This is a genomic window from Undibacterium sp. 5I2 (genome assembly GCF_035019605.1).
In the GTDB taxonomy this organism is placed as follows: domain Bacteria; phylum Pseudomonadota; class Gammaproteobacteria; order Burkholderiales; family Burkholderiaceae_D; genus Undibacterium.
Window position 1 is genome coordinate 1 of the sequence record NZ_JASJVS010000040.1, and the last position, 21,602, is coordinate 21,602.

30 protein-coding genes, 3 tRNA genes and 1 pseudogene are annotated in these 21,602 nt (G+C 54.4%); 30 read left to right on the forward strand and 4 right to left on the reverse strand.

The annotated features are described in order from the left end of the window. Nucleotides 1-156 precede the first annotated feature (156 nt). From QN359_RS13670 to QN359_RS13690, 5 genes are all read left to right on the forward strand, one after another. Nucleotides 157-232 (forward strand) — tRNA-Gly (locus QN359_RS13670). A gap of 99 nt (nucleotides 233-331) precedes the next feature. Continuing rightward, nucleotides 332-405, forward strand: a tRNA-Cys gene (locus QN359_RS13675). A gap of 77 nt (nucleotides 406-482) precedes the next feature. Beyond that, a tRNA-Leu gene (locus QN359_RS13680) sits at nucleotides 483-575 on the forward strand. 73 nt (nucleotides 576-648) lie between these two features. Beyond that, entirely contained in the window at nucleotides 649-1,626 is a 978-nt protein-coding gene (locus tag QN359_RS13685) for a hypothetical protein (RefSeq protein ID WP_322247886.1), read from the forward strand. Between the two features lie 753 nt (nucleotides 1,627-2,379). After that, on the forward strand, nucleotides 2,380-2,634 hold the full coding sequence (locus QN359_RS13690; RefSeq protein ID WP_322247887.1) for a hypothetical protein: 255 nt from the start codon (nucleotides 2,380-2,382) through the stop codon (nucleotides 2,632-2,634). A gap of 331 nt (nucleotides 2,635-2,965) precedes the next feature. Here the strand turns inward: QN359_RS13690 and QN359_RS13695 are convergent, their stop codons facing one another. From QN359_RS13695 to QN359_RS13705, 3 genes are read right to left on the reverse strand one after another with little or no spacing between them, the layout of a single operon-like run. Next, nucleotides 2,966-3,175: a hypothetical protein gene (locus QN359_RS13695; RefSeq protein WP_322247888.1), complete on the reverse strand. Its 210-nt coding sequence runs from the start codon at nucleotides 3,173-3,175 to the stop codon at nucleotides 2,966-2,968. Beyond that, complete coding sequence (locus QN359_RS13700) at nucleotides 3,172-4,239, reverse strand: phage portal protein (RefSeq protein WP_322247889.1); 1,068 nt, start codon at nucleotides 4,237-4,239, stop codon at nucleotides 3,172-3,174. The genes QN359_RS13695 and QN359_RS13700 overlap by 4 nt, the downstream gene beginning before the upstream one ends. After that, nucleotides 4,236-6,008: a terminase ATPase subunit family protein gene (locus QN359_RS13705; RefSeq protein ID WP_416200181.1), complete on the reverse strand. Its 1,773-nt coding sequence runs from the start codon at nucleotides 6,006-6,008 to the stop codon at nucleotides 4,236-4,238. The genes QN359_RS13700 and QN359_RS13705 overlap by 4 nt, the downstream gene beginning before the upstream one ends. 154 nt (nucleotides 6,009-6,162) lie before the next feature. Between QN359_RS13705 and QN359_RS13710 the strand changes: the two genes are divergently transcribed. The 17 genes from QN359_RS13710 (at nucleotide 6,163) to QN359_RS13785 (ending at nucleotide 14,263) form a co-directional block, all read left to right on the forward strand. Then, nucleotides 6,163-6,993: a GPO family capsid scaffolding protein gene (locus QN359_RS13710; protein WP_322247891.1), complete on the forward strand. Its 831-nt coding sequence runs from the start codon at nucleotides 6,163-6,165 to the stop codon at nucleotides 6,991-6,993. 69 nt (nucleotides 6,994-7,062) lie between these two features. After that, nucleotides 7,063-8,073, forward strand: a complete 1,011-nt coding sequence (locus QN359_RS13715; RefSeq protein ID WP_322247892.1) for a phage major capsid protein, P2 family — start codon at nucleotides 7,063-7,065, stop codon at nucleotides 8,071-8,073. A gap of 2 nt (nucleotides 8,074-8,075) precedes the next feature. Further along, nucleotides 8,076-8,777: a phage terminase small subunit gene (gpM, locus tag QN359_RS13720; RefSeq protein ID WP_322247893.1), complete on the forward strand. Its 702-nt coding sequence runs from the start codon at nucleotides 8,076-8,078 to the stop codon at nucleotides 8,775-8,777. A 94-nt stretch (nucleotides 8,778-8,871) separates the two neighbouring features. Next, complete coding sequence (locus tag QN359_RS13725; RefSeq protein ID WP_322247894.1) at nucleotides 8,872-9,357, forward strand: head completion/stabilization protein; 486 nt, start codon at nucleotides 8,872-8,874, stop codon at nucleotides 9,355-9,357. Next, nucleotides 9,354-9,575, forward strand: coding sequence for a tail protein X (locus QN359_RS13730; RefSeq protein WP_322247895.1), 222 nt, complete (start codon nucleotides 9,354-9,356; stop codon nucleotides 9,573-9,575). Before QN359_RS13725 ends, QN359_RS13730 begins: the two co-directional genes overlap by 4 nt. Before the next feature lie 48 nt (nucleotides 9,576-9,623). Then, on the forward strand, nucleotides 9,624-9,983 hold the full coding sequence (locus tag QN359_RS13735; protein WP_322247896.1) for a putative holin: 360 nt from the start codon (nucleotides 9,624-9,626) through the stop codon (nucleotides 9,981-9,983). Next, entirely contained in the window at nucleotides 9,976-10,245 is a 270-nt protein-coding gene (locus tag QN359_RS13740) for a phage holin family protein (RefSeq protein ID WP_322247897.1), read from the forward strand. The genes QN359_RS13735 and QN359_RS13740 overlap by 8 nt, the downstream gene beginning before the upstream one ends. Further along, on the forward strand, nucleotides 10,242-10,709 hold the full coding sequence (locus QN359_RS13745; RefSeq protein WP_322247898.1) for a D-Ala-D-Ala carboxypeptidase family metallohydrolase: 468 nt from the start codon (nucleotides 10,242-10,244) through the stop codon (nucleotides 10,707-10,709). Before QN359_RS13740 ends, QN359_RS13745 begins: the two co-directional genes overlap by 4 nt. Continuing rightward, nucleotides 10,706-11,137, forward strand: a complete 432-nt coding sequence (locus QN359_RS13750; protein WP_322251151.1) for a hypothetical protein — start codon at nucleotides 10,706-10,708, stop codon at nucleotides 11,135-11,137. Before QN359_RS13745 ends, QN359_RS13750 begins: the two co-directional genes overlap by 4 nt. Beyond that, a complete protein-coding gene (gene lysC, locus QN359_RS20085) occupies nucleotides 11,031-11,252 on the forward strand; it encodes an Rz1-like lysis system protein LysC (RefSeq protein ID WP_322251105.1) in 222 nt (73 codons plus the stop codon). Before QN359_RS13750 ends, lysC begins: the two co-directional genes overlap by 107 nt. After that, nucleotides 11,236-11,724 carry a phage tail protein gene (locus QN359_RS13755; protein WP_322247899.1) on the forward strand — a complete coding sequence of 163 codons (489 nt, stop codon included), beginning with the start codon at nucleotides 11,236-11,238 and terminating at the stop codon, nucleotides 11,722-11,724. The genes lysC and QN359_RS13755 overlap by 17 nt, the downstream gene beginning before the upstream one ends. Beyond that, the gene (locus tag QN359_RS13760; protein ID WP_322247900.1) at nucleotides 11,721-12,170 is read left to right on the forward strand and encodes a phage virion morphogenesis protein; all 450 of its coding nucleotides are present in this window, start codon (nucleotides 11,721-11,723) and stop codon (nucleotides 12,168-12,170) included. The genes QN359_RS13755 and QN359_RS13760 overlap by 4 nt, the downstream gene beginning before the upstream one ends. Nucleotides 12,171-12,370: 200 nt before the next feature. After that, nucleotides 12,371-12,583 (forward strand): tyrosine-type recombinase/integrase, encoded by a 213-nt coding sequence (locus tag QN359_RS13765; RefSeq protein WP_322251106.1) that lies wholly within the window; start codon nucleotides 12,371-12,373, stop codon nucleotides 12,581-12,583. 78 nt (nucleotides 12,584-12,661) lie between these two features. Further along, a complete protein-coding gene (locus tag QN359_RS13770) occupies nucleotides 12,662-12,913 on the forward strand; it encodes an AbrB/MazE/SpoVT family DNA-binding domain-containing protein (protein ID WP_322247901.1) in 252 nt (83 codons plus the stop codon). Next, entirely contained in the window at nucleotides 12,907-13,257 is a 351-nt protein-coding gene (locus QN359_RS13775; RefSeq protein ID WP_322247902.1) for a type II toxin-antitoxin system ChpB family toxin, read from the forward strand. Before QN359_RS13770 ends, QN359_RS13775 begins: the two co-directional genes overlap by 7 nt. Nucleotides 13,258-13,271: 14 nt before the next feature. After that, nucleotides 13,272-13,778, forward strand: coding sequence for a hypothetical protein (locus tag QN359_RS13780; protein WP_322247903.1), 507 nt, complete (start codon nucleotides 13,272-13,274; stop codon nucleotides 13,776-13,778). A gap of 20 nt (nucleotides 13,779-13,798) precedes the next feature. Continuing rightward, nucleotides 13,799-14,263 carry a hypothetical protein gene (locus QN359_RS13785; RefSeq protein WP_322247904.1) on the forward strand — a complete coding sequence of 155 codons (465 nt, stop codon included), beginning with the start codon at nucleotides 13,799-13,801 and terminating at the stop codon, nucleotides 14,261-14,263. Between the two features lie 278 nt (nucleotides 14,264-14,541). Here the strand turns inward: QN359_RS13785 and QN359_RS13790 are convergent, their stop codons facing one another. Then, nucleotides 14,542-15,174, reverse strand: a complete 633-nt coding sequence (locus tag QN359_RS13790) for a DNA adenine methylase (RefSeq protein WP_322247905.1) — start codon at nucleotides 15,172-15,174, stop codon at nucleotides 14,542-14,544. Between QN359_RS13790 and QN359_RS13795 the strand changes: the two genes are divergently transcribed. The 8 genes and pseudogenes from QN359_RS13795 to QN359_RS13830 all read left to right on the forward strand — a co-directional run bounded on the left by QN359_RS13795 (nucleotide 15,173) and on the right by QN359_RS13830 (nucleotide 21,598). Beyond that, nucleotides 15,173-15,817 carry a phage baseplate assembly protein V gene (locus QN359_RS13795; protein WP_323493309.1) on the forward strand — a complete coding sequence of 215 codons (645 nt, stop codon included), beginning with the start codon at nucleotides 15,173-15,175 and terminating at the stop codon, nucleotides 15,815-15,817. The two genes, QN359_RS13790 and QN359_RS13795, sit on opposite strands and share 2 nt — an antisense overlap. Continuing rightward, nucleotides 15,814-16,206, forward strand: a complete 393-nt coding sequence (locus QN359_RS13800; protein ID WP_322247907.1) for a GPW/gp25 family protein — start codon at nucleotides 15,814-15,816, stop codon at nucleotides 16,204-16,206. Before QN359_RS13795 ends, QN359_RS13800 begins: the two co-directional genes overlap by 4 nt. Beyond that, on the forward strand, nucleotides 16,199-17,098 hold the full coding sequence (locus tag QN359_RS13805) for a baseplate assembly protein (protein WP_322247908.1): 900 nt from the start codon (nucleotides 16,199-16,201) through the stop codon (nucleotides 17,096-17,098). Before QN359_RS13800 ends, QN359_RS13805 begins: the two co-directional genes overlap by 8 nt. Further along, nucleotides 17,095-17,604: a phage tail protein I gene (locus QN359_RS13810; protein ID WP_322247909.1), complete on the forward strand. Its 510-nt coding sequence runs from the start codon at nucleotides 17,095-17,097 to the stop codon at nucleotides 17,602-17,604. The genes QN359_RS13805 and QN359_RS13810 overlap by 4 nt, the downstream gene beginning before the upstream one ends. Nucleotides 17,605-17,615: 11 nt before the next feature. Next, a complete protein-coding gene (locus QN359_RS13815; protein WP_322247910.1) occupies nucleotides 17,616-19,763 on the forward strand; it encodes a hypothetical protein in 2,148 nt (715 codons plus the stop codon). 2 nt (nucleotides 19,764-19,765) lie between these two features. After that, nucleotides 19,766-20,116: a hypothetical protein gene (locus QN359_RS13820; protein WP_322247911.1), complete on the forward strand. Its 351-nt coding sequence runs from the start codon at nucleotides 19,766-19,768 to the stop codon at nucleotides 20,114-20,116. Next, nucleotides 20,055-20,375 carry a hypothetical protein gene (locus QN359_RS13825; protein WP_322247912.1) on the forward strand — a complete coding sequence of 107 codons (321 nt, stop codon included), beginning with the start codon at nucleotides 20,055-20,057 and terminating at the stop codon, nucleotides 20,373-20,375. Before QN359_RS13820 ends, QN359_RS13825 begins: the two co-directional genes overlap by 62 nt. A 50-nt stretch (nucleotides 20,376-20,425) precedes the next feature. Beyond that, a pseudogene (locus tag QN359_RS13830) lies at nucleotides 20,426-21,598 on the forward strand (phage tail sheath protein). The last annotated feature ends 4 nt before the right edge of the window (nucleotides 21,599-21,602 follow it).

Genomic DNA, 21,602 nt, shown 5'->3' on the forward strand with positions numbered 1-21,602 from the left:
CGGGAGTAGCTCAGTTGGTAGAGCGCAACCTTGCCAAGGTTGAGGTCGAGAGTTCGAGCCTCTTCTCCCGCTCCAGAATTTTGGAACGTCACAGCATTCGGCAGCAAGTGGCGAGCAGGCAAATAGAAGCACCGAAGTAGAAGCAATGCAGTACATGCGGGAGTAGCTCAGTTGGTAGAGCGCAACCTTGCCAAGGTTGAGGTCGAGAGTTCGAGCCTCTTCTCCCGCTCCAGATTCCAAAAGGGAAGCCGCGCTTCCCTTTTCAGTGAGAGTATAGTTGCACCGCATGCGTGTTACTGCTGTTTGAGCGGTGACGGTATCAGCAACCCTTGGCGGGGTAGCAAAGTGGTTATGCAGCGGCCTGCAAAGCCGTTTACGCCGGTTCGATCCCGACCCCCGCCTCCAGTATTAAAAAAGCGCTAGCCGGTGGTCAGCGCTTTTTTTTCCAGACAAACAGTGTAGACTGTCTGTTGATGTGATGGGCCCGAGTGGTGAAACAGGTAGACACATCGGACTTAAAATCCGCCGCTTCGTTCATAGCGGGCGTGCCGGTTCGATTCCGGCCTCGGGCACCAAAAGACGGAAAATGATTACATGTGGCACTGGCTTTGATAGTATGAGCACAGTTTGTTTTTGATGCGATATACTATGCTCCACGCACAAAATACGCACAGTAATCCCGCACAGATGGCATATATTCGCAAATACCGAAATAAGTGGCGTGCCGAAGTTCAGCGCCATGGTTTTCGTTCAACTCACGTCACCGATACAAAACGCGAAGCCCAAGCATGGGCGCTCAAAAAAGAAGCTGAGCTTGATTTGCTCAAAGGCGGCGGTGGAAAAACCTTTCTTGATGCCGTCGAGCATTACAAAAATACGGTAAGCATCACAAAGCGTAGCCCTGTATGGGAAATGCGACGCTTTAACGCAATGCTTGAGTATTTTCTACCTCATACGCGATTAGCAGACATCGGCAGCGCCAGAATTGGAGAATGGCGAGATGAAAGGTTAAAGACTGTCTCTGGATCGACCGTTCAGCGTGAGGCAAATTTGTTGCGTCACCTATTCACTATTGCCGTTGATGAGTGGCGCTGGATAGAGCGCCACCCATTCAAAGGGGTACGCCTGCCGGCAGAAAATGCGGCTCGGTTTCAGCGATGGGAATGGCAGAAAATCAAGATCATCCTCCGCGCCGGACAAGCAGCAGGTGGAAAAACTGGCGAGATGGCTCTTGCATTTCACATTGCCCTACGCACTGGCATGCGCTTATCTGAAGTGTTGAACGCTCCGCAAAACTTTAATTCTGCACGGCAAGTAGTCATCCTCCCAAGAACAAAAACAGGTGGCCGCGACGAGGTGCCAGTCGGGCGAATCGCAAAGAAATTGATCTTATCGGCCCACTTTACTGTAGGGCCAAACGAGGGAAGCACCCTATTTTCAAAACTGTGCAGACAGAAAATGATATCTGGACTGACTTTTCATGATGCTCGTGCAACAGCACTTACATTGCTAGCAAAAAAAGTTGATGTAATGGTATTGGCTCGAATTAGTAGGCATAAAAACATCAGCCTACTTTACCGAGTTTATTATCGAGAATCGTCCGACTCGATTGCATCGAAACTCTGATCGACAGAGCCAGATTGCTCTAAAAATGCCGTCGCGCAAATCTCCGCTCTATCGACCTTTTTAAGCCCTTCCAATTCCTTGCCGGCCGCGCAGGGAGTCATGTCAATATAAAATTACTTTTCAGGAAATATTTTTCCTTCTCTTTCCCCTGTTCAAAGCTGCGGTGCTAACAGAGGGAGATACGATGTGCTTGCACCTTAACTATTGATGTAAATAATAATAAAGCAATAAAAATTAATAAACAAATATCAAAAATACAATTAATTCAAAATAAAGTACCCCCTCGGGAAAAGGGTAACCAGGGTAACGTAATTTTTAAAATGCATGTTAAGTCATTGATATATATAGGTTTTTTATGACTTTTAAAAAGGTAATTTATTAGTAATCTTAAAGTAATCAGGTTACCTTTTAAAAAGGTAATTTCCTTTAAAAATTACTTCAATAAAATCAAGCACTTAGAAAAGATTACCTTTTTAGTTATCTATGGTTACCTTTTAAAGGTAACCATAAAAATCCTTTAAAATCAAAGACTTATATAATTAAAATAGAGCAGATTACCTTGGTTACCTTTTTCCCGAGGCTAAACCTGGGATGTGGGGAGTTGGCTTTTTTGAGACAATCGCCCCCCGCGTAAAATAATGGTGTTTTTGCAAACAAAAAATAATCGACTACCAAAATGAATGTGACGATGTTCTGTGGAACTACTGGACTAAGGGCATCGCCAGCCGTTCCATTAGCGTCACTGGTTTGCCCATGTTATTGCCGCGTGATCCAGTGCCGTCGATCGGCATGCGCGGGAGGGACAATGTTCTCAAGGTACGCGATATGGTGTTGCTACATGAGCAAAAATTCAAACTCATGAGACAAATTGAGCAAAGCGCCAGCCTGGCAATTCGGGCCGGACTTTTTGTCGATTTGCGGCGCGTATCGGATGCGTTGGGGGTGGATGTTCCTGATCTCTGCGCTTTTAAGGTGCCAGAGATACCCGTACCGCATCAATTTGACTGAACGCCCGAAACGGCATTCAGGTGCGTCAAACTGCGTCACTTTTTGCCGCGTGTGCTCGCCCTGCAACGGCGGTTTTCTCCTCTGTGCGTCAGTTTCCAAAATTTGCGTCAAAACCGGGCTATTTAGCCCGCAGGCGTGGTGGGGGGATGACTGCGCGCCAAGGGGGAAAAGCTTGAAATCTGAAAAATTTTCTTAAAAGAAATAACTTTTCTGTGATCGATGTCACAGTGATGCGCTGCCGCAAGAGTCGCGTATGAATGGTAGCGCTTGGAGGTGGTCTTGTTGCTATAAAAAAGCCCCGAACACGTCGGGGATTTTCCATGCTGTAGGGCTATCTGCCGGCAATTTTTAAGGTCCGTTGCTCTTTCTCAAAATCATCCCGGCATTCCTTATTGCAAAACAGCAGTCCGAAGGCGACCGGCTCGTCGCAAAACAAGCAATACCCATCGCTTTGCACATGCACCTGGCGGCACGCGTTGGCGATCGCGGACGCGATGAAATTTTCGATATTCTTATCTGAGACATCCGCGTGGTCGCTCATTGGGCTGCCCCTACCGATTGTAATAATTTGGAAGAGTCGAAGCGAATGACTTCTTCGCCCAGCCAGTCATTGACTTGCATGAAGCGCGCTTGCAGCGGCTCGAGTTCGTTTTGGACGAATACCCGCGCTGCCGGTTCGACCGCGCCGAAGCCGCCGGTGTTATTCGGTACCAGGCCCAGCAACTGGGGCGGCACACGGTGGGCGGCGAGCATGTCGTCGCGTGTTACGCCCTTGATGTTGAAAAATTCATCTTTGGCGGCGACTTCGGAAACCGGAATCAGCTGTATCCCATCCTTTTTTCCGTTCGGGGCATACATGAACACGTTGCGGAAATTGCCTGGTCCCTTGCTCTGCTTGAGCGCCTCGCGCATCTTGTCGACGTCGGTCTGGTTTTGCGCCGCATCGGTCATGTATAAAATGAAGCCGGCATGCGAGCCGTTTTGGTAGTATTTTCGGCGAAACAGCGTCGCGGCTTCATTCAACCAGGCCGAATGCAAGGCGCTCAGGTATTCGGGCAGGCCGTAGATTTCTTGGTTGATGTCGGCTTCGATCAGATGGAAAATCAAGCCAGGGGCAAATTCGTGCTCCTGTTTCCAGCCGTGCACATACAGATAGGCACTCAGATCGGTGGCACTGCGGCGCATGTACTTGGCCAGCGCAGGATAGAGTCCGAGCGTGCCACCCAGGCGGTTGGTTTGCCGCTCGAGGTAGCTGTTACCGAAGACCAGAAAGTCGAGCGCAAAGCGGCTGAAGTGTTCCCGCGATAACAGCCGATGTGGGACAAAGGTCGAGGCCAGCAAGTTGCGCTTGGCATAGATGGCTGAGCTGTGATGTACGCTGGCGCGGAACGATCTGGCTAAGCCGTCAAAGCTGATCGGCGGTTCGTAATAGCGGCCGTTCGACCAGCTCTCGATATAATCGAGAATTTCTGCGCGATCCAATACCGGCGTCGGGTCGCCAAAACTGAATGCTTCCAGCGCCGCCGACTGGCTGACGGCCGTCGCACGCTCGGTCCTGACTTCCTGCGCTGCATTTATCTGCCCGCGCTGCTTCCTGCGTATCATGCGTAGATCTCCATAAATGATTGACTGTTGTGGTGGCCACCATCGAGCGGTTCGTGGTCAAGTGCATGCATACATGCCCAGGCCAGATCGGCGTGACCGGTTTCTTCATTGCGGTCGGCCTTGTAGGTCACTTGCTGGCCGCTGGCGGTCAGTGTTTTTTTGATCGCCATAAAGGATTGCGCCAGTTCTGTCGCACCGGCGTCGAATTCGAGCCGGCCTTTGCTGATCACGTCTTGCGCTTTCAGCACCATGCGACTTTTGATGGCGGGGTCGTAATTGATCTTGGTGACCGAGGGGTAAAAATTCTTCACCAACTGATACACCCCTTCGCCCATTCCGGTCGCATCAATACCGATAAAGCCGACGTGATAGCGTATCGTTGATTGCCGTATCAATTCGGCCTGGGCAGCAAAATCCATCCCACGAAATTGGGTTTTTTCTAACACGCGGAACTTACCGCCGGGTGTGCGCGGCGGGGCAAGGATAACGATACCGGCGCTGTCGCCGGTATGGGCGGGGTCGTAGCCTATCCAGACCGGATTGTCGCCATAGGGGCGGGTGGTAAATGGTTTGAAATCGGTCCATTCAAGCCATGCGTCGACCATGCATTTTTGTAGTTCGGTCAAAGGAAATATTGACTTGGTATCGTCGATGAAGTGACACATCAGCAGATTGTCGAACTGGTCCGGGCTGTATTCGTAGCTGCGCAGCTCATCGATGTCGAACAAGTTGCAGCCGCCGCGCTCGGCATCCATGATCGTCACGATCTGGCGCCAGATTTTGTCTTCGCCGGTGTAACCGCTCTGTAGTCGTGCATGGCTGATGTCGATGTGTACTTGGTCTTTTTTGGGGCGACGCTTGTTGAATAGATCGCCCGTCCAGAACGGATAAGCTTCGTGCGTGATGCTGGAAGGCGTGGAGAAATAGGTCTTGCGCCACTGCTTATGCAGCGCCATGCCGGACGCGACTTTGTTCAATTCTTGGAATTGATGCGTCCAGAAGAATTCATCGAAATAGAAATTGCCATGGTAGCCTTGCGCCGTGCGCGCATTCGTTCCCAAGAAGTACAAATGCGCGCCATTCGGCAGAACGATAGGATCGCCGCTGAGCTCAATGCCCGCCGCTTCCTTTGCAAACTGGACGATGTATTGTTTGAAGACGTGCGCCTGCGCTTTTGAAGCAGACAGGAAGATTTGATTACGTCCGGTTTCAAATGCATCCGCCAAGGCTTCGCGCGCAAAATACCAGGTCGCCCCAATTTGACGTGATTTTAGAATGACGCGGGTACGTTGGTGGCCGTTTCTCAGCCAACTCTTTTGATAGTCGAATAAGGAATCGCGGAAGGCCTCCAGCAGTTGCTCACGCTGTTCGTCGCTGTAATCGTTGCGTGCTGCTTTTTTCTTGGGGCCGGCGTGACGCTTGGCCAGGTTGGGGTTTAGGTCAACTTCGTTACCGCCCGGTTCTTCATAGCGCCTGACGCGCGCCATTTGCACGACCTGACGTGTCAGTAAGTCGATTTCTTTGAAGTCGCCACCGGTTTTGAGGTCTTTGGCGATCAATTGCACCAGGCGGGCATCTAAGGCGGTTTCGATTTTTTCGATGACCGAGGCCTTGTCCCAATGATCACGATCGCACCAGCTTTGCACGGTGCTGCGTTTGATGTCGAGGTGTTGTGCAATCGATGAGATCCGCCAGCCTTGCCAATATAAGGCCCGCGCAAGACGACGCATGTCGGTTTTGTTTGCAAGGAGCGTAGCGTCATTTTCCATCATGCCGCCAGCGTAGGGGCTACGCGCGTGCGCAGGCAGTCTGGCGGAGTTGATAAACTGATTAACAACCCTCAGGCAATTGATGCAGAAGACAGCAAGGCCGACCATGTGGGCTTCATTCCCCCATAAGCTGAGTCAGTTTGGCTACCACACCATGTCAAAAAAATTCGCCTCTAAGTTTTTCCGTGTCGCCTTGGAAGGTGCGACCACCGATGGCCGCCAGATCGAGCGCAGCTGGATCGAGCAAATGGCAAAGAACTTTGACCCGGTTAAATACGGCGCACGTGTTTGGATGGAGCATATTCGCGGCACCTTGGTTGACAGCCCTTTCCGTGCCTACGGCGATGTGACAGCACTCAAAGCAGAGGAAGTCACGATTGACGGCGTGAAAAAACTCGGTTTATACGCACAGATCGAACCGACGCCTGATCTGGTTAAAATGACCAAGGCAAAACAAAAAATCTACACCAGCATCGAAATCAATGAAAAATTCGCTGACAGCGGCGAAGCCTACCTGGTAGGTTTGGGCGTCACAGATAGCCCCGCCAGCTTAGGCACAGAGATTCTCTCATTCGCGGCACAAAATCCCCATGCCAGCCCATTCGCGGCGCGCAAAAGCAGCCCCGGCAATCTGTTTTCAGCAGCCACCGAGGTGACGCTGGAATTTGATGAAGTTGACACAGAAGCCAGCTCACTTTCCATCAGGGTCAAAGAATTGCTCGGTCGTTTCAATAGCAAAAAGACCGGCGACGATGCGCGCTTTGCCGATATCAGCCAGGCGGTCGACACGCTGCTCGAGCACGTTGCGCAGCAAGCCTCGCATGTCAGCGCGGCGGGCCAGCGTATTGACGATCTGGAAAAATCGCTCCGGTTCGTGACTGCCGATTTTCACAGCGTGAAGGAGCAGCTCGCCCAGGAACCGGGCAAGCACAGTACGCGTCCGTCATCCACCGGCCATCAGGGTGGCCAACAAACCGATTGTTGATGTTGACGTATACCGCGCACAGTCTGCGCTTCGCACCACTTTTACCAAAGAATTTCGGAGATACTTGCAATGAACAATACTACCCGCACCGTCTATCACTCTCTGCTGACTCGGCTTGGCGAACTCAATGGTGTCGCCGATGTAACGAAAACCTTTGCGGTTGACCCGTCGGTGCAGCAGAAACTGGAAACGAAGATGCAGGAGTCCAGTGAGTTCCTCGGTAAGATCAATATCATCGGTGTGACCGAAAAAGAGGGTGAAAAACTCAAGTTAGGGATCAGCGGGCCGGTTGCCAGCCGTACCGATACCAACAAGAGCGAACGTCAGCCACGTGATTTGACCGAGCTTGGCGATGACAAGTACCGCTGCGTGAAAACGAATTTTGATACCCATATTCCGTATGCCAAACTCGATGCCTGGGCTAAATTCGCCGATTTCCAGACGCGCATCCGTGATGTGATTCTGCGCCGTCAGGCGCTCGATCGCATGGTCATCGGTTTCCATGGCGCGTCGGTGGCCGACACCAGCGATATCGCCACCTATCCGCTGCTGCAGGATGTCAATAAAGGGTGGTTGCAGAATATGCGTGAACACGCCCCGCAGCGTGTGATGGGTTCGGGTCAAACCGCCGGCACTGTCAGCGTCGGGGCTGGGGCCGGCAGTGATTATGCCAACCTCGATGCGGCGGTGTTCGACGCCATCACCTTGCTTGACCCGTGGTTTCGCGACGATACCGGCTTGGTGGTGATGGTTGGCCGCGAACTGATGCACGATAAATACTTCCCGCTGGTGAATCAGAAGCAAAGCCATGTCGAAACTCTGGCGGCCGATGTGGTGATCAGCCAGAAGCGGATCGGCGGTTTGCAGGCGGTGAGTGTGCCGTATTTTCCAGCGAATGCTTTTTTGATCACGCGTTTCGATAATCTGTCGATCTATTTTCAAGATGGTGCTCGTCGTCGCCAGGTGGTGGAAAATCCTAAGCGCGATAGGATTGAAAATTATGAGTCATCGAACGATGCCTATGTCATTGAAGATTATGGCATGGCCGCCTTGGTTGAACACGTTGAGCTGGTGAATTAATCATGGCGCGCATCAGTCCAGCACAACAACACTACCTGCGCACTCTGGCAGCGCTGGCGGCCGCGAACGCGTCTGCTGGTGGCGTCGTGACCGGCAACGCTTACGAATTGATGTGCGCGCAGCTGATTACCGACCGTCAGCGCCTTAAACAAATCCAGTCGATTGAGCGCAAGATCGAGACTAAACGCGCACTGCTGCCGGCCTATCAAGATTGGATCGACGGTGCGCTCGCGAGCGGTCATGGTGCACAGGACATGGTGCTGACCACGCTGTTGGTATGGCATATTGATGTCGGCGATTTCGCGCGCGCTTTGCAGATCGCTGAGTATGTTTTGCAGCACAATATGAAACTGCCGGATCAGTATCAGCGCGATACCGCGACCATGCTGCTCGATGAAATTCCGGACGCCTTCCTCCAGCCACCTCTGCCGCAAGGGGTGGATGCGATGGCTATCCTTGAGCGGGTCGATCAGCTGACCCAAGGGAAAGATGCGCCCGACCAGGCGCGCGCCAAGCTGTATAAGGCGCTCGGTTATGCCTGTATCGCTGGCAGCGGGGAGGAGGATCTGACACGGGAACAACTGCCGTTGGCACAGGAAGGGCTGCGCCACTTGCAGCGCGCACTTGAGCTGTTTAACGGCATCGGCGTCAAGAAAGATATCGAACGACTGGAGCGGCGCATTAAAAAAGCGACGCCCGATTAACGCGCACCCCCTAGCGCACGGCGGCGCGGGCTGATGACAAAAATTTATCTAGGTCTGACGCCCGCCCACCGCCGTTTTTTTAGGAAGACGTTTCATGAGTTTTATCGCCATTGCACCAAGCAATCAGGCCAGCGCACCGGCTGCCGGCCTGATTATCAATGACGGCTGGTTCCCAGATATCCGCTTGGCCGACATGCGTGAGGCCGCCAGAATCGATGGCACCGTAACCGATGCCAGACTCACTGCCGCCTTGGTCGATGCGATCTTGAGCGTTAATCTCGCACTGCATGCCTGGAAGGCGCAGCACCTCGCCGCGCAGTATGCCGATTTACTCAGCGTACCGGCACCGAGCATTCAAGGGGAAAGCCAGTATCTGGCGCATTACCGGCGTGCGGTGTATAGCACCGCCAAGGCTGATTTGCTGGAAAAATATCGTGATTTCGATAGTACCGGTCAAGCACAGAGCGATAAGAAAGCCATCGAATGGCTGGCTGCCGCTCCCGAACAAGAACGCCGCAATGCGCACTGGGCCATCGCCAACATCTTGCAGCGTCCTCACATGACGGTAGAGTTGATATGAGTTTCACCGTCTACGCTCACCAGTTCGACACCTTGGACCTGCTGTGCTGGCGGCATGTAGGGATGACGCAGGGCGTCGTTGAGGCGGCCTTGGAACTCAACCGCAGCATTGCCGATACCGGCGTGTTTATTCCGCACGGTAGCGCGGTCGTGTTACCGACCGCTGAACACCTCGCGCATCGCACACGCAGTCACCAGATCGTGCAACTCTGGGATTAAGCCGCCGCATAGCGTTTACATCGACACAGACCACCACACGAGAACCTCATGGCCGAACCTCACACTACCAGCTTCATCGTGACCGCCACCGCCGCCAGCCTTGGTGTGTCGACGCTGTTTCCTGGCATCGACGGTAATGCTTTGATTGGTGCCTTTGCCGGCTCGAGTCTGGTGGCCATCAGCAGTAAAAATCTACCGCTGCTACAACGCGTCGCGTACATGCTGATTTCCTTTGCAGTTGGCTATCTGGCTGCACCCGAAGTGGTCTCGAAAACGCCGCTGCACGAATCGGGCGTGGCGGCTTTTTTAGCGGCAGCAGCGGCGATTGCCGTGACCCTGCATTTGATTGACCTGATCAAGACGATCCAACTCCCACAATGGCTACAGAAAGGACGACCCCGTGACTGAACTGCTGACGAGCTTGACGTTTTTCTGTTACTTCGCCACTTGCCTGCGTCTGCTGCTGTATCGCCGCGGGCTGGCCAATTATTGTTGGCAGCAGTCTTGCAAAGCCTGGTGCCTGATTGTTTTTACCGGTCATTGTGCACTGGAATTATTGCTGCATCCGGAGAGCGTGTCATTGGGCCGGGCCGGCATCGCCGTGACGATCTTGCTGCTGGTGTTTCGAGCACGGGGCAATGTCGCCAGTCTGACCAGGAGTCATCCATGAGCCTGCAGGAGGAATGGCTGTCGCCGCATTTCAGTTTGGCTGAATTGGTGCGTAGTCAAACGGCGCAGCAGCATCGCATCGATAACACGCCGACTGACAGCGCGCTGCATAATCTGCGTCGGCTGGCAGAGTTTTTTGAGCAGGTTCGGCATGCATTGGGGGATGTACCAGTGCTGATCAGCAGTGGCTATCGCTGCCCGCGGCTGAACCAATTGGTCGGTGGTCAGCCCGACAGCGCGCATCTGCAGGGGCTGGCCGCGGATTTCAAGGCGCCGGCATATGGGACGCCATGCGAAATTTGCCAGCATCTGGTCGGCAGCGCGCTGCCATTCGATCAATTGATCCTGGAACGCATCGCTCCGGCTATCTGGGTACATCTGGCCATCGCGGCAGAAAACAGTCGGCCGCGTCGGCAGGTTCTCACGATCACCAAGCAAGGCAGCAAGGTGGGCTTATGGCCGTGACAACGAAACTACTGACCGGCATGCTGGTATTGACGGCGCTGTTGCTGGCCATGCTCAGCCTGAAATTGAATGTCTTGCAAAGCGATCTGGAAGTTGAGCAGACTAAAACGGCACAATTGAACAGCACGCTGGCCAGTAGAGACAGCCAGATTCTGCAATGGGAACAGGCCGCTGCTGCGCAGCGCAAACGCTTGAATCAGCTCAGCAAGGAACATCAGCGCATCCGCGCCACGCTGACAGAGAGAGAAACCGTCATCAAGGAGCTACACCATGACAACACGGAGATACAAATTTGGGCGGCTACTCCTTTGCCTGCCGCTGTTGCCAGCTTGTGCCAACATCCCGACTACCGCGGTGCCGGCGACTATCGTCCAGACTGGTCCTTACGTCAGCCGCTGCCAGCTGGCCGCCAGCGCGCCCAAGACTAACGGCGAATTGCAGTTGGCGCTGGAACGGACGCAAGCGGCCTGGGCCGACTGTGCGGCGCAGGTCGATATGCTGGTCGATCATCAGGAAAGCCTCGAGCATGTACAAGCCCGCTAGCCTGCGCGATTATTTAACTCAAGCCCATCCGGATCTGGCGCACAATCCGGACAAACTGCTGGTGTTCGCCGACCAAGGCAATCTGCTGGCCAGCGCGACCGGCTCGCTGTCGTTTGAATATTGCTACCGTCTCAATGTGATCATTACCGATTACGGCGGCGACCCGGATGCGCTGATGCTGCCGCTGCTGATATGGGTGGGCGTGCATCAACGCGACTTGCTCGCCAATCCGGAGGCGCGTAAGAATGGCATCGCGTTTGAAGTGGATTTTAATCATCACCAGAGCATCGATATCGCGATCAACCTCGATTTAAATGAGCGGGTGATCGTGCAGCACCAGGAGGACGGCAAGCTTCGTATCAGCCACCCAGCCGAGCCACAGGCGACACCACAATATAGCCAAACATTCTGGGCGCAGCAGCCAGGCAGTGATCTGCTCGCCGAGTGGCACACGCCGGCCGACGTAACGTGAGCGACGATCTCAGCAGCATGATCAGTTGGGCCGGGGCCTTGCTCCACAAGTTCAGCCCTGGCCAACGCCGGCAACTGACGCGGCAGATCGCGCAGACGCTCAGGCGCAGTCAGGCGCGTCGTATCGCGGCGCAGCGGGCACCCGATGGCACGCCCTACATTCCCAGAAAGCGGGCCAAGCGCGCCAAACAAGGCCGTATCAAGCGAAAAAAAGCGGCGATGTTTGAAAAGCTGCGCACGGCCAAACACTTGAAGCTCGTGAATGATGAGCAGCAGCTCGCGGTCGGTTTTTTTGGTCGGGTTGGCAGGATCGCGCGCGTGCATCAGGATGGACTGAGGGATCAGGTCGGGCGCGCGACGGCTCAGTATGCGTATCCGCAGCGGGTGTTGTTGGGGTTGACTGCGGAAGAGCATGGGCTTGTTCGGGAGCAGGTGTTGCGGTATTGACAGGGCGAAAAGGATGGTTACCCATGAATGATCAGTTCCCTTGCTTTTTGGATTACGCACGGCCTCGGCACTGAGTTGACCGCTGCCTATCTCCAGCCACGGCGTTGATATTGACGCACAAAGGCAGTAAGTTTTATCTCAACACCAAACGGCGCAAGAATTTTGCTTGGGAGCGAGTCGATTATCTGGCATGCGATAGCTTGCAAGCGCGCATCACTGATGTTTATCATAAAGCGGGCATTAAAGGCAGCAGTCACTCTGGCAGGCGTACGATGGCCTCAAATTTATTGCATAAAGGAGCTAGTTTGGACACTGTTCGACAATTGCTAGGGCATGTCAACATCGAACACTGCCTACCCTATCTAACTGTTGATAAAGACAGGCTGAGAGAGATGTTTTCGGATGTGATTTAGTAGATACATTGTTTATACAAATATCTTGACATTAGAAATAAATGCTCTACAATGTAGATATGTTAAGGAGATATGCAAATGCAACTATCAATTCAAAAATGGGGTAACAGCGCAGCGGTACGCTTGCCGACCGAACTGCTCAGTATGCTCAAGGTATCGCTAGGCGATAAGCTGTCGGTCGATGTGCGGCCAGAAGGCGTCATGCTCAAAGCCAAGCGCCCAGCGTATGCGTTGGCTGACTTGGTGGCGCAATGCGATATGACGGCCAAGGAGCCTGCCGACATGGCTGCATGGAGCAATGTCAAACCTGTTGGACGCGAAGAATGGTAAGGCGGGTTAAGTTTGAGCGCGGCGACATCGTGATGGTTAATTTGGAGCCAGCAGTAGGCCGAGAACAGAAAGGCGAACACAGGCCAGCCTTGGTGCTCTCAACCTCCGTATTTAATGTGATGGGCGTAATTCTGATCGCACCTATCACGCAGGGTGGCGATTTTGCCCGACACGCTGGTTTTGCTGTGCCGCTGAGCGGTTCTGGCACTAAGACGCAAGGCGTGGCGTTGGTCAATCAAGTGCGCATGATGGATCTCGAAGAACGCGGTGCAAAGAAGATTGAAACTGCACCCGATTTTGTTGTTGACGATGCGCTTGCACGTTTGCAAGCGATTACAGATTAAGAGGAAAAATGGGAATGTCGAATCTACACCCTGTTATGGACTTTGGTCTGCGCCAGCAAGAGGCGGTTACATGCCTTCGCGAAAAAGGATTCAAGCAAGCCACGCTTGTTTTACTCTTTGCTGCTATAGATCAATTAGCCTGGGTAGCAAGTGACAAAGAAATGGTCGGCAGCGACGGCTTTAAAGCGTGGGTGCAACAGTACATGGTCGACAGAAGTCCAAAATTCCTTTCCGGTGCAACCGCTGCTGATCTCTGGGGTGCGCGATGCGGGGTGTTGCACACTGGTGCTGCGGAATCGAATGACTTTCAAAAAGGTGATGCGCGTCGAATCTACTATTCATCCAATTGTGGCCAAGTCAGGTCGGAAGATCCGACTATTCTGTTTTTATCTCTGGAGTGGTTAGGACGCGCATTTGCCGCAGCGTTAGTTTGGTTTTTGAATGACCTCGAAAATGATCCTGTGAAAGATGCTCGTGCGCGGGAAAAACTTGCGCGCATGCTGGTCGCCCAACAACTGTAAGCACATAGGAAAAAAGGATCGTGATCGAATTCCCTAAAATGCTCTATCGACCTCGGGCAATGCCAAACGAGCAAATTGGCGGCCTGAAGCTAGACACCAGCACAGTGAACTCGGAGCACGAGCAAGCAACTGCGGAGTCGCAGGGATGGATTACGCCGCTCGCCAAGGTGCTTGCAATCGTTGAACAGGAAGATGTGCTCAAGAGTGAGCTTATCGTGGATATCGATAATAGCATTCGTAAAGCATACGATTCGAGTCTTTCGACAGCCGAACAAAAAGCCTTAAGAGTTCACCTGGCCTTTGTTCTCACAAGGTTGACCGAGCCGAATACGCAGATAGAGCCAGCGAAAACCGCTATCATCGTCCTGGAAAATCGAATGTCAAAAGCGCTGCCGTGGTTCCAGCGCCCATTTGGTATTTTAATTCTCGCGATTTTAGGCGGCGTTCTGATAGCCGGAATTGTTAAGGAAATTGGTTGGATTTGACAAGGAACTATTGTGGCAGCAATTGATGAAATTTGCGGCTGTAACTACGAGACGGATACCCACGTTGGCCTCTGCATGCGCCGAAAGGAACAAGCACGAAACCAGTGCTCGAATTGCATCGCCGGCAAGCATTCGTTGGAGCTGCGCGGCGATGTGGCAGCACCTGTAAGTGCCGTGCGGCCTACTCAGCAACCTTAAATCGGAAAAATAAAATCAGACAGACCACTTTTACCATCCAAAGGAGCCTTGCGGCTCCTTTGACGTTTCTGCGGTAATGGCTACCCATTACGAATAATCAATTCTCCTTTCTTTTCCTTGCTACGATTGGCACCGCCTACGGTGTAATGAATGTCAACGCGTTCCATGATCAATCCGTCGAATATCTGGCGCATTTCCGGGATGTCGTTGACCGTGATGATCATGCGACTTTGGATGGTCTTGGCCAGCTCGGCCATGCGCTGGTAATGCTGCAAGCCGAATTCGACACCATAGCCTTCGGTACCCCAGTAGGGTGGATCGCAATAGATCAAGGTGTGGGCGCGGTCGTATTTTTTGATGCAGTCTGCCCAATCGAGGTTTTCGATATAGGTGCGGCTCAAGCGTAAGTGCGCGGCCGACAGGTCTTCTTCCAGACGCAACAGGTTCAGCTTGGGTGGGCAGGTGGTGGCGGTGCCGAAGCTCTGGCCATCCACTTTGCCGCCGAAAGTCATCTTTTGCAAATAGAAAAACCGCGCCGCGCGCTGAATGTCGGTCAAGGTTTCTTCTGGCGTGATCTGTAACCATTTGAAAATTTGACGCGAGCTCAGCGCCCACTTCAAATGGGTACCGGGCATCGCGTCCGAGTTGATAAACGCCTTTCTAACCAAGTGCCGGATGCAATTCCAGCGCTGACGCGGCAACATGGTGTGCATGACTGCCGACCGCTCTGAATTACTGCGTTTACTTCTCAATCTGATACGCTTAGGGCGTATCGTCGAGTGCGACTATGCACAACAGCGGGCCCGCGTCTTGGTTGGTAAAAATCTGACGGACTGGCGGCCATGGCTCACCGAGCGGGCCGGCGACACGCAAACCTGGTGGGCACCCTCAGAGGGTGAGCAAGTTCTTGTATTGTCACCGGAAGGCGATTTTAATCAGTCGGTGATTGTGGGGGCCATTTACTCTGACCGTGGCGCGGCACCTTCAAGCAATCCGGCGCAACATCTCAGCCATTATCAGGACGACGCCAGCATTTCCTATGACTGGCAATCCCATACCTTGAGCGCTGTTTTACCAGCGGGCAGCCATGCCTTCATCAAAGCCGACCAAGTTACCGCTGATGCGCCGGAAACGACCTGTACCGGTAATTTGACGGTGCAAAAAAATCTGATTGTCAACGGTATGAGCATGCTCAATGCCGGCATGGCGGTGTTACCAGGTGCCACTGGAGACAGCGCGCGGATTGAGGGGCGGCTGACGGTCAGCGCAGATGTGGAAGTCAGCGGCATCAGCTTGGTCGCTCACCGCCACGGCGGCATCCAAGCCGGCGGCGCGCAGACCGGAGGTCCGCAATGAGCGACATGATGAGTGGCATGAGCAGGCTCAGCGGTGCGGCCTTGTCGGGCTTGGCGCATATACAGCAATCGGTCGCCGATATGTTAACGACACCGATCGGTAGCCGGGTCATGCGGCGCGAGTATGGTTCGGAGGTGCCGGAGCTGATCGATCAGCCGCTCAATGGTGCCACCCGTTTGCGCTTGTATGCGGCCACGGCCTATGCTCTGCTGCGCTGGGAACCGCGCCTCACGCTGAGCGGTTTGCAACTGGCTTACGATTTGCAAGGAACTGCCATCCTGACGCTGCAAGGCAGCGTCGCGCAGCAGGGGGTGCAATTGGAGGTCGCACTGACTGCCAGCACAGCAAACGCGGCAGGCGTAGACCAAAGGGCGCGCCGTCATGAATAATTCAAGCATCGACTTATCCAAACTGCCGGCACCTGACTTTGTGCAAGCCTTGTCGTATGAAAGCATCCTGGCCGACATGCTGGCTGACTTCACGCACCGCGCGCCTGATCACACCAGTGCGCTGGAATCCGACCCCGCCTACAAAATTCTGGAAGTGGCCGCCTACCGCGAATTACTCCTCCGGCATCGTATCAACGAAGATGGCCGCGCCTTACTGATCGCCTTTGCCACGGGTGCTGACCTCGATCATCTCGGCGTCACTTATTACAACGGGGAACAGCGTTTGCAGATCCGTGCCGCTGATGCTAACGTGTCGCCGCCGCTGTCACAGTTAATGGAAAACGACGAGAGCTATCGGCGGCGTCTGTTACTCAAAGATGACAGCTATTCCACGGCTGGCAGTAATAAGGCCTACCAGTTTCATGCTTTATCGAGTGCCGGCCAAGTCAAAGATGCTTCAGTCACCAGCCCGCACCCTGGCACGACTGTGATCAGTATTTTGTCCCACGAAGGCAATGGCCTTGCCAGCCTAGCCTTACTTGAGCAGGTGCGGCAACGGCTCAACCAAGACGATGTGCGCCCGCTGTCGGAAGAAGTGATCGTGCAGAGTGCTGAGATCGTCGAGTGGGCCTTGGATGCAGACATCTATACCTATGCAGGACCTGATCAAAACATTGTGCTGCGTGCCGCCGAGGATAGCTTTGCCGCTTACCTGCGCGAGCAGCAACTGCTGCAAGCCGACATCACCGATTCCGCGCTCTCGCGCGCTTTGCATGTACCCGGGGTCTTTAAAGTCGTGCGTCGCAGTCCCGTCAACGATATTGTCTGCAGCCCGACCCAGGCTGCCTGGTGCACCGCCGTGCAATTGCAGATCGCCGGGAGCAAGCCATGACACGCAGCTTATTGCCCCCGAATGCCAGCACACTGGAACGCGCACTGGAACAAAGCAGCGCGCGCCTCGGCGACATCCCGTTTCGGCTACGCGATAACTGGCAGCCAGAGCGCTGCCCCAGCAATCTACTGCCCTGGTTAGCCTGGGCCGTGGGCGTCGAGGAATGGGATAGCAACTGGCCGGAATCGATGCAGCGCGATGTGATCGCCAGCGCGCGCCGTATACGCCAACAAAAAGGCACGCCGGCAGCGGTGAAACGGGCTTTGCTGGCACTCGGCCACCCGAACGCCCACTTGCTCGAGCGGAGTGACGCGAATAAATGGGCGACCTTCAAAATTATCCTGACGCGGCCGGTCAGTATTAAGCAAGCCGAGCTGATCAAGCTGCGTATCAACCAGGTGAAGCGCAACTGCTGTCACTTGACGGCACTCGATTTCACCTGTACCCCGATCAAATACAACGCCACCATCAAGTACGACGGTAGCTACAGCCATGGCATGGTGTGAGGAAAAAAACAATGTCTGATATCAAAGAAAATCACGAATGGTCCGAGACGATCTATGAAATCGCCACCACCGATGATGTCATCGGCGGCGCGGACGGCATCTCGAATCGTCAAGCCACGCAACTGGCGGGGCGCAGTAATTTTTTACGTCGACATGTGGAGGCGCTGGAAAGCGGCAGCACCCCGGCCGGTCAAGCCAGGCAACTGAGCAGTGCGCGTAACATCCGCATTGATGGCGACGCCAGCGGCAGTTGCCGCTTCGATGGCGGCCAGGATGTCAGCTTGACCTTGACGCAGAAGCGCTCCGGCGTCGCGCCCGGCAGTTATCGCCGTGTGACGGTCAACGAGCAAGGCGTGGTGCTCGAGGGCGGCAATCCGACCACCCTGGCCGAGTATGCCATCAGCGATGCGGCACCGATTCACAGTCCGCATTTTCAAGGTCGGGTGACGGTCGGGGTCGATGACAATGGCGGCGACAGTTTACAGGTCGGCGGCAGCGTCTCGGCTACGCTCGGGTATCGCGGTGTCTGGCTGATTCCCGATGTGCGCGACAAGGTATCGACACCGGAGAGTTATCAGGGTTTTGCAGCGACGTTTGAATTCAAAACCGCCAGCAATGTCGACTTACCACCATCACGCGCCAATGGCAGTTTTGCGCATACGCTGACGGTTGCCGGCTACGATGCGGCGGGTGCGGCCGGCGGCGGGTTGCCGGCGCAATTGAGTTTTGGTGACGGCTTATCTATTCGTCAGGCCAACAGTGCCAGCAGCTGGGGCGCTTGGCGTAACATCTGGCACGATGGGAATTTGACCAGGCTCAGTCAACTCGCGAATGACCAAGCGTTTATTCAAAACCAGTATTTGCAACACAATCGGACTAACGATGCCAATGCCCCCGTTACCTATGGCGGCATCCATTTTCATTATCTGTTGGGTGACAATCGACCCGCTGGCATGAGCGATGGGGCCTTGCTCTCGTTGGCGCACAGCCCGGAGTGGGCGACGCAAATGACCAGCGATTGGCGTACCAATCAATTCTATATCCGCTCAAAAAATGACGGCACATGGTGTGGCTGGTCGCGTCTCATTAGCGATACCCAGGTGCCGCTGATCGCTAAGAAAGTCCGCTATCACGCCGCAGATGGCAGCAGCATCGACCAAGCGTTTTCAGAGCATGGTTTTGATTACGATACGGCCGGCGCAGGATTTTCCGGCCCGTTTTTGAGCTTTGGCTCGCTCAATGCCTTGGGTTCGCAAAACAGCAGTACCTATCAATGTCAATTCATGGCCTCGTATGCGCATGCGGCAGGCTTACTCAAATTTCGCACGCAGAACGGCGATGCCGGCGGCGTGTGGAATCCGTGGCGCACACTCTGGCACGATGGGAACCTGCAACATCTGAGTCAACTGCAAAATGACGCCGGCTATCGCTCCCACCATGCTGTGGCCATCGATATCGCAGCACTCGACAGCGGTACGGCCGCTGGTGATTATCGGGTCATCAGCCCCGAGGCGACGCAGATGATGCTGGTCTTCGATGTCGCCGGCAGCGTCGGGCCGGTGCAACTGATGTTCAACTATGCCGGCGGTTTTTCTTATAGAAATCAACGTGACAGCGGCACCTGGACGCCCTGGAAAACGCTGTGGAACAATGAAAACCTGACCAGCCTGAGTCAATTAAAAAACGACCTCAGCGTTTTCCCGGCCGGCACGCGCATGCCATTTGCCCAAGCTGTCGCCCCGACCGGCTGGACGCAAGATCTCTCCGACAGCAGTAATAACCGCATGCTGCGTGTCGTGCATGGCAGTGGTGGGAACGTCGGTGGTGTGCACGATCCCAGTATCAATCATGTCGTTGCCGCGCATACGCATAGTTTTACGACTGGGGGTATCAGTGCCAATCATACCCATGGCGTCAACGATCAAGGTCATAGCCATTTGGGTGGCGAATCTGAACATCAAAACCGCATAGGCGGCGAGTATGGTGCCTATGTTCGTCTCAACATTCACTCGCAAAGCTGGACTAAACCAGCGACAACCAACATTTGGCTACACGGTGCCGACACCGACCACAGCCATAGCGGATCGACCGACAACGGCTCGTCGCAAACCAACTGGCAGCCCCGTTATCTCGACATGATCATCTGCGTAAAGGATTAGCCATGAAAAAAACACGCCCTGTAACACACGTCACCGGCTACCAATGGGGCGATGACGGCGGCTATATCGGCCCCTACCAATTTGAAAAAAACCGCGACAAGCCAGAAATCCACCTGCCACCGCGTACCACCTTACTCGCACCGCCTGGCGATTTACCGGTCGACCTGGAAGCGGCGTGGGATGGCAGTCAGTGGATTTGCCGCCGGCTTTGCTTGTCGTATTTACCTGATCGTGTGCTTGTTGGTGGCGAACCGGATGACCAACCGCCTGACAACAATCTTGAGGAAAACCATGGAAATCACAACGAAGACCTGCTGCCCGCTGGGCCAACAGTGCCAGCAAGTCAAGGATAACGCGATTCATCAATGCGCCTGGTATACCAAGCTGGCGGGGAAACATCCCAGCACCGGCAGCGACATCGATGAGTACGGCTGCGCCGTGGCCTGGCTGCCGATTCTGTTGATCGAAAATGCCCATCAGCAGCGCAGTACCGCGGCGGCCATCGCCTCGTTTCGCAACGAGATGGTCGATGCGGCTGATGCCAATCAGGCCGGATTGGCTGTGTTGGCGATGGCTACCCAGTTGCCGGAACGATTGGGGCGCAAGGGCTGAAACGAAACGCTTCACTGTTTATATTTTTTTACCCATCACAGGAGACCACGATGGCCAGCGACTACCACCATGGCGTGCGCGTCATTGAAATCAACCAGGGCAGCCGTCCTATCCGTACCATCAGTACTGCCGTCATCGGCCTCGTCGCGACTGCCGACGATGCCGATGCTGAACTCTTCCCGCTCGATACGCCTGTTTTGCTCACCAATGTGAATGCGGCCCTCGGTAAAGCCGGCAGCACCGGCACCTTACGCCGCACACTGGAAGCCATCGGCTTGCAAACCAAAGCGCTGACCATCGTGGTACGCGTGGAAGAAGGAGCCGATGTGGCCGCCACCGCCACCCATGTCATCGGTGGGGCCACGGCCAGCGGTCGCTACACCGGCATTAAAGCTCTGCTGTCGGCACAAAACAGCCTCGGCATCAAACCGCGCATACTCGGTGCGCCCGGCCTCGACAGCAAGGCCGTGACTAACGCCTTGGTCGCCGTGGCCCAGCAACTGCGTGGCTTTGTCTATGCCTCCGCACATCACTGCGCGACCAAAGAAGAAGCGGCGCTCTATCGTAAGGATTTTGGTCAACGTGAGTTAATGCTGATCTGGCCCGACTTCGTCAGCTGGGACAGTGCCACCAGCACCGAAACCAGCATCCCCGCGGTCGCCTATGCGCTCGGCTTGCGCGCCAAAATTGATTAAGAAATCGGCTGGCATAAAACCCTCTCGAACATGCCGGTCAACGGGCCGACCGGTCTCGCGCGCGATGTATTCTGGGATTTGCAAGACCCGGCTACCGATGCCGGCTATCTCAATGGTAAAGAAATTACCACCCTGATCAACCAAAACGGTTTCCGCTTTTGGGGTTCGCGTACAGCGGAAGAACCGGAATTCTTTTTCTTTGAAAATTACACTCGCACCGCTCAGGTACTGGCCGACACCATCGCCGAAGCCCATTTCAGCTACGTCGACAAGCCCTTGCACCCCTCGCTGGTGCGGGATTTGATCGAGAGTATCAATGCCAAATTTCGCGACCTGAAAGCGCAAGGCTACCTCATCGATGGCAGCGCTTGGTACGACGAACAGTTCAACAGCAAAGAAGCGCTGAAAGCCGGCAAGCTGGCCATCGATTATGACTACACCCCGGTGCCGCCGTTAGAAAATCTGGTATTCCAACAACGCATCACCGATCGCTACCTGGCCGATTTCGCTAATCGCGTCAACGCCTGAGAGC

What these genes read in the sequence shown, in the direction of transcription:
- QN359_RS13685 (WP_322247886.1), top strand. Translation starts at nt 649, where the DNA reads ATGCTCCACGCACAAAATACGCACAGTAATCCCGCACAGATGGCATAT.
- QN359_RS13690 (WP_322247887.1), top strand. Translation starts at nt 2,380, where the DNA reads ATGTTATTGCCGCGTGATCCAGTGCCGTCGATCGGCATGCGCGGGAGG.
- QN359_RS13695 (WP_322247888.1), bottom strand. Translation starts at nt 3,175, where the DNA reads ATGAGCGACCACGCGGATGTCTCAGATAAGAATATCGAAAATTTCATC.
- QN359_RS13700 (WP_322247889.1), bottom strand. Translation starts at nt 4,239, where the DNA reads ATGATACGCAGGAAGCAGCGCGGGCAGATAAATGCAGCGCAGGAAGTC.
- QN359_RS13705 (WP_416200181.1), bottom strand. Translation starts at nt 6,008, where the DNA reads ATGGAAAATGACGCTACGCTCCTTGCAAACAAAACCGACATGCGTCGT.
- QN359_RS13710 (WP_322247891.1), top strand. Translation starts at nt 6,163, where the DNA reads ATGTCAAAAAAATTCGCCTCTAAGTTTTTCCGTGTCGCCTTGGAAGGT.
- QN359_RS13715 (WP_322247892.1), top strand. Translation starts at nt 7,063, where the DNA reads ATGAACAATACTACCCGCACCGTCTATCACTCTCTGCTGACTCGGCTT.
- gpM (WP_322247893.1), top strand. Translation starts at nt 8,076, where the DNA reads ATGGCGCGCATCAGTCCAGCACAACAACACTACCTGCGCACTCTGGCA.
- QN359_RS13725 (WP_322247894.1), top strand. Translation starts at nt 8,872, where the DNA reads ATGAGTTTTATCGCCATTGCACCAAGCAATCAGGCCAGCGCACCGGCT.
- QN359_RS13730 (WP_322247895.1), top strand. Translation starts at nt 9,354, where the DNA reads ATGAGTTTCACCGTCTACGCTCACCAGTTCGACACCTTGGACCTGCTG.
- QN359_RS13735 (WP_322247896.1), top strand. Translation starts at nt 9,624, where the DNA reads ATGGCCGAACCTCACACTACCAGCTTCATCGTGACCGCCACCGCCGCC.
- QN359_RS13745 (WP_322247898.1), top strand. Translation starts at nt 10,242, where the DNA reads ATGAGCCTGCAGGAGGAATGGCTGTCGCCGCATTTCAGTTTGGCTGAA.
- QN359_RS13755 (WP_322247899.1), top strand. Translation starts at nt 11,236, where the DNA reads ATGTACAAGCCCGCTAGCCTGCGCGATTATTTAACTCAAGCCCATCCG.
- QN359_RS13770 (WP_322247901.1), top strand. Translation starts at nt 12,662, where the DNA reads ATGCAACTATCAATTCAAAAATGGGGTAACAGCGCAGCGGTACGCTTG.
- QN359_RS13775 (WP_322247902.1), top strand. Translation starts at nt 12,907, where the DNA reads ATGGTAAGGCGGGTTAAGTTTGAGCGCGGCGACATCGTGATGGTTAAT.
- QN359_RS13780 (WP_322247903.1), top strand. Translation starts at nt 13,272, where the DNA reads ATGTCGAATCTACACCCTGTTATGGACTTTGGTCTGCGCCAGCAAGAG.
- QN359_RS13795 (WP_323493309.1), top strand. Translation starts at nt 15,173, where the DNA reads ATGACTGCCGACCGCTCTGAATTACTGCGTTTACTTCTCAATCTGATA.
- QN359_RS13790 (WP_322247905.1), bottom strand. Translation starts at nt 15,174, where the DNA reads ATGCACACCATGTTGCCGCGTCAGCGCTGGAATTGCATCCGGCACTTG.
- QN359_RS13800 (WP_322247907.1), top strand. Translation starts at nt 15,814, where the DNA reads ATGAGCGACATGATGAGTGGCATGAGCAGGCTCAGCGGTGCGGCCTTG.
- QN359_RS13805 (WP_322247908.1), top strand. Translation starts at nt 16,199, where the DNA reads ATGAATAATTCAAGCATCGACTTATCCAAACTGCCGGCACCTGACTTT.
- QN359_RS13810 (WP_322247909.1), top strand. Translation starts at nt 17,095, where the DNA reads ATGACACGCAGCTTATTGCCCCCGAATGCCAGCACACTGGAACGCGCA.
- QN359_RS13815 (WP_322247910.1), top strand. Translation starts at nt 17,616, where the DNA reads ATGTCTGATATCAAAGAAAATCACGAATGGTCCGAGACGATCTATGAA.
- QN359_RS13820 (WP_322247911.1), top strand. Translation starts at nt 19,766, where the DNA reads ATGAAAAAAACACGCCCTGTAACACACGTCACCGGCTACCAATGGGGC.
- QN359_RS13825 (WP_322247912.1), top strand. Translation starts at nt 20,055, where the DNA reads ATGGAAATCACAACGAAGACCTGCTGCCCGCTGGGCCAACAGTGCCAG.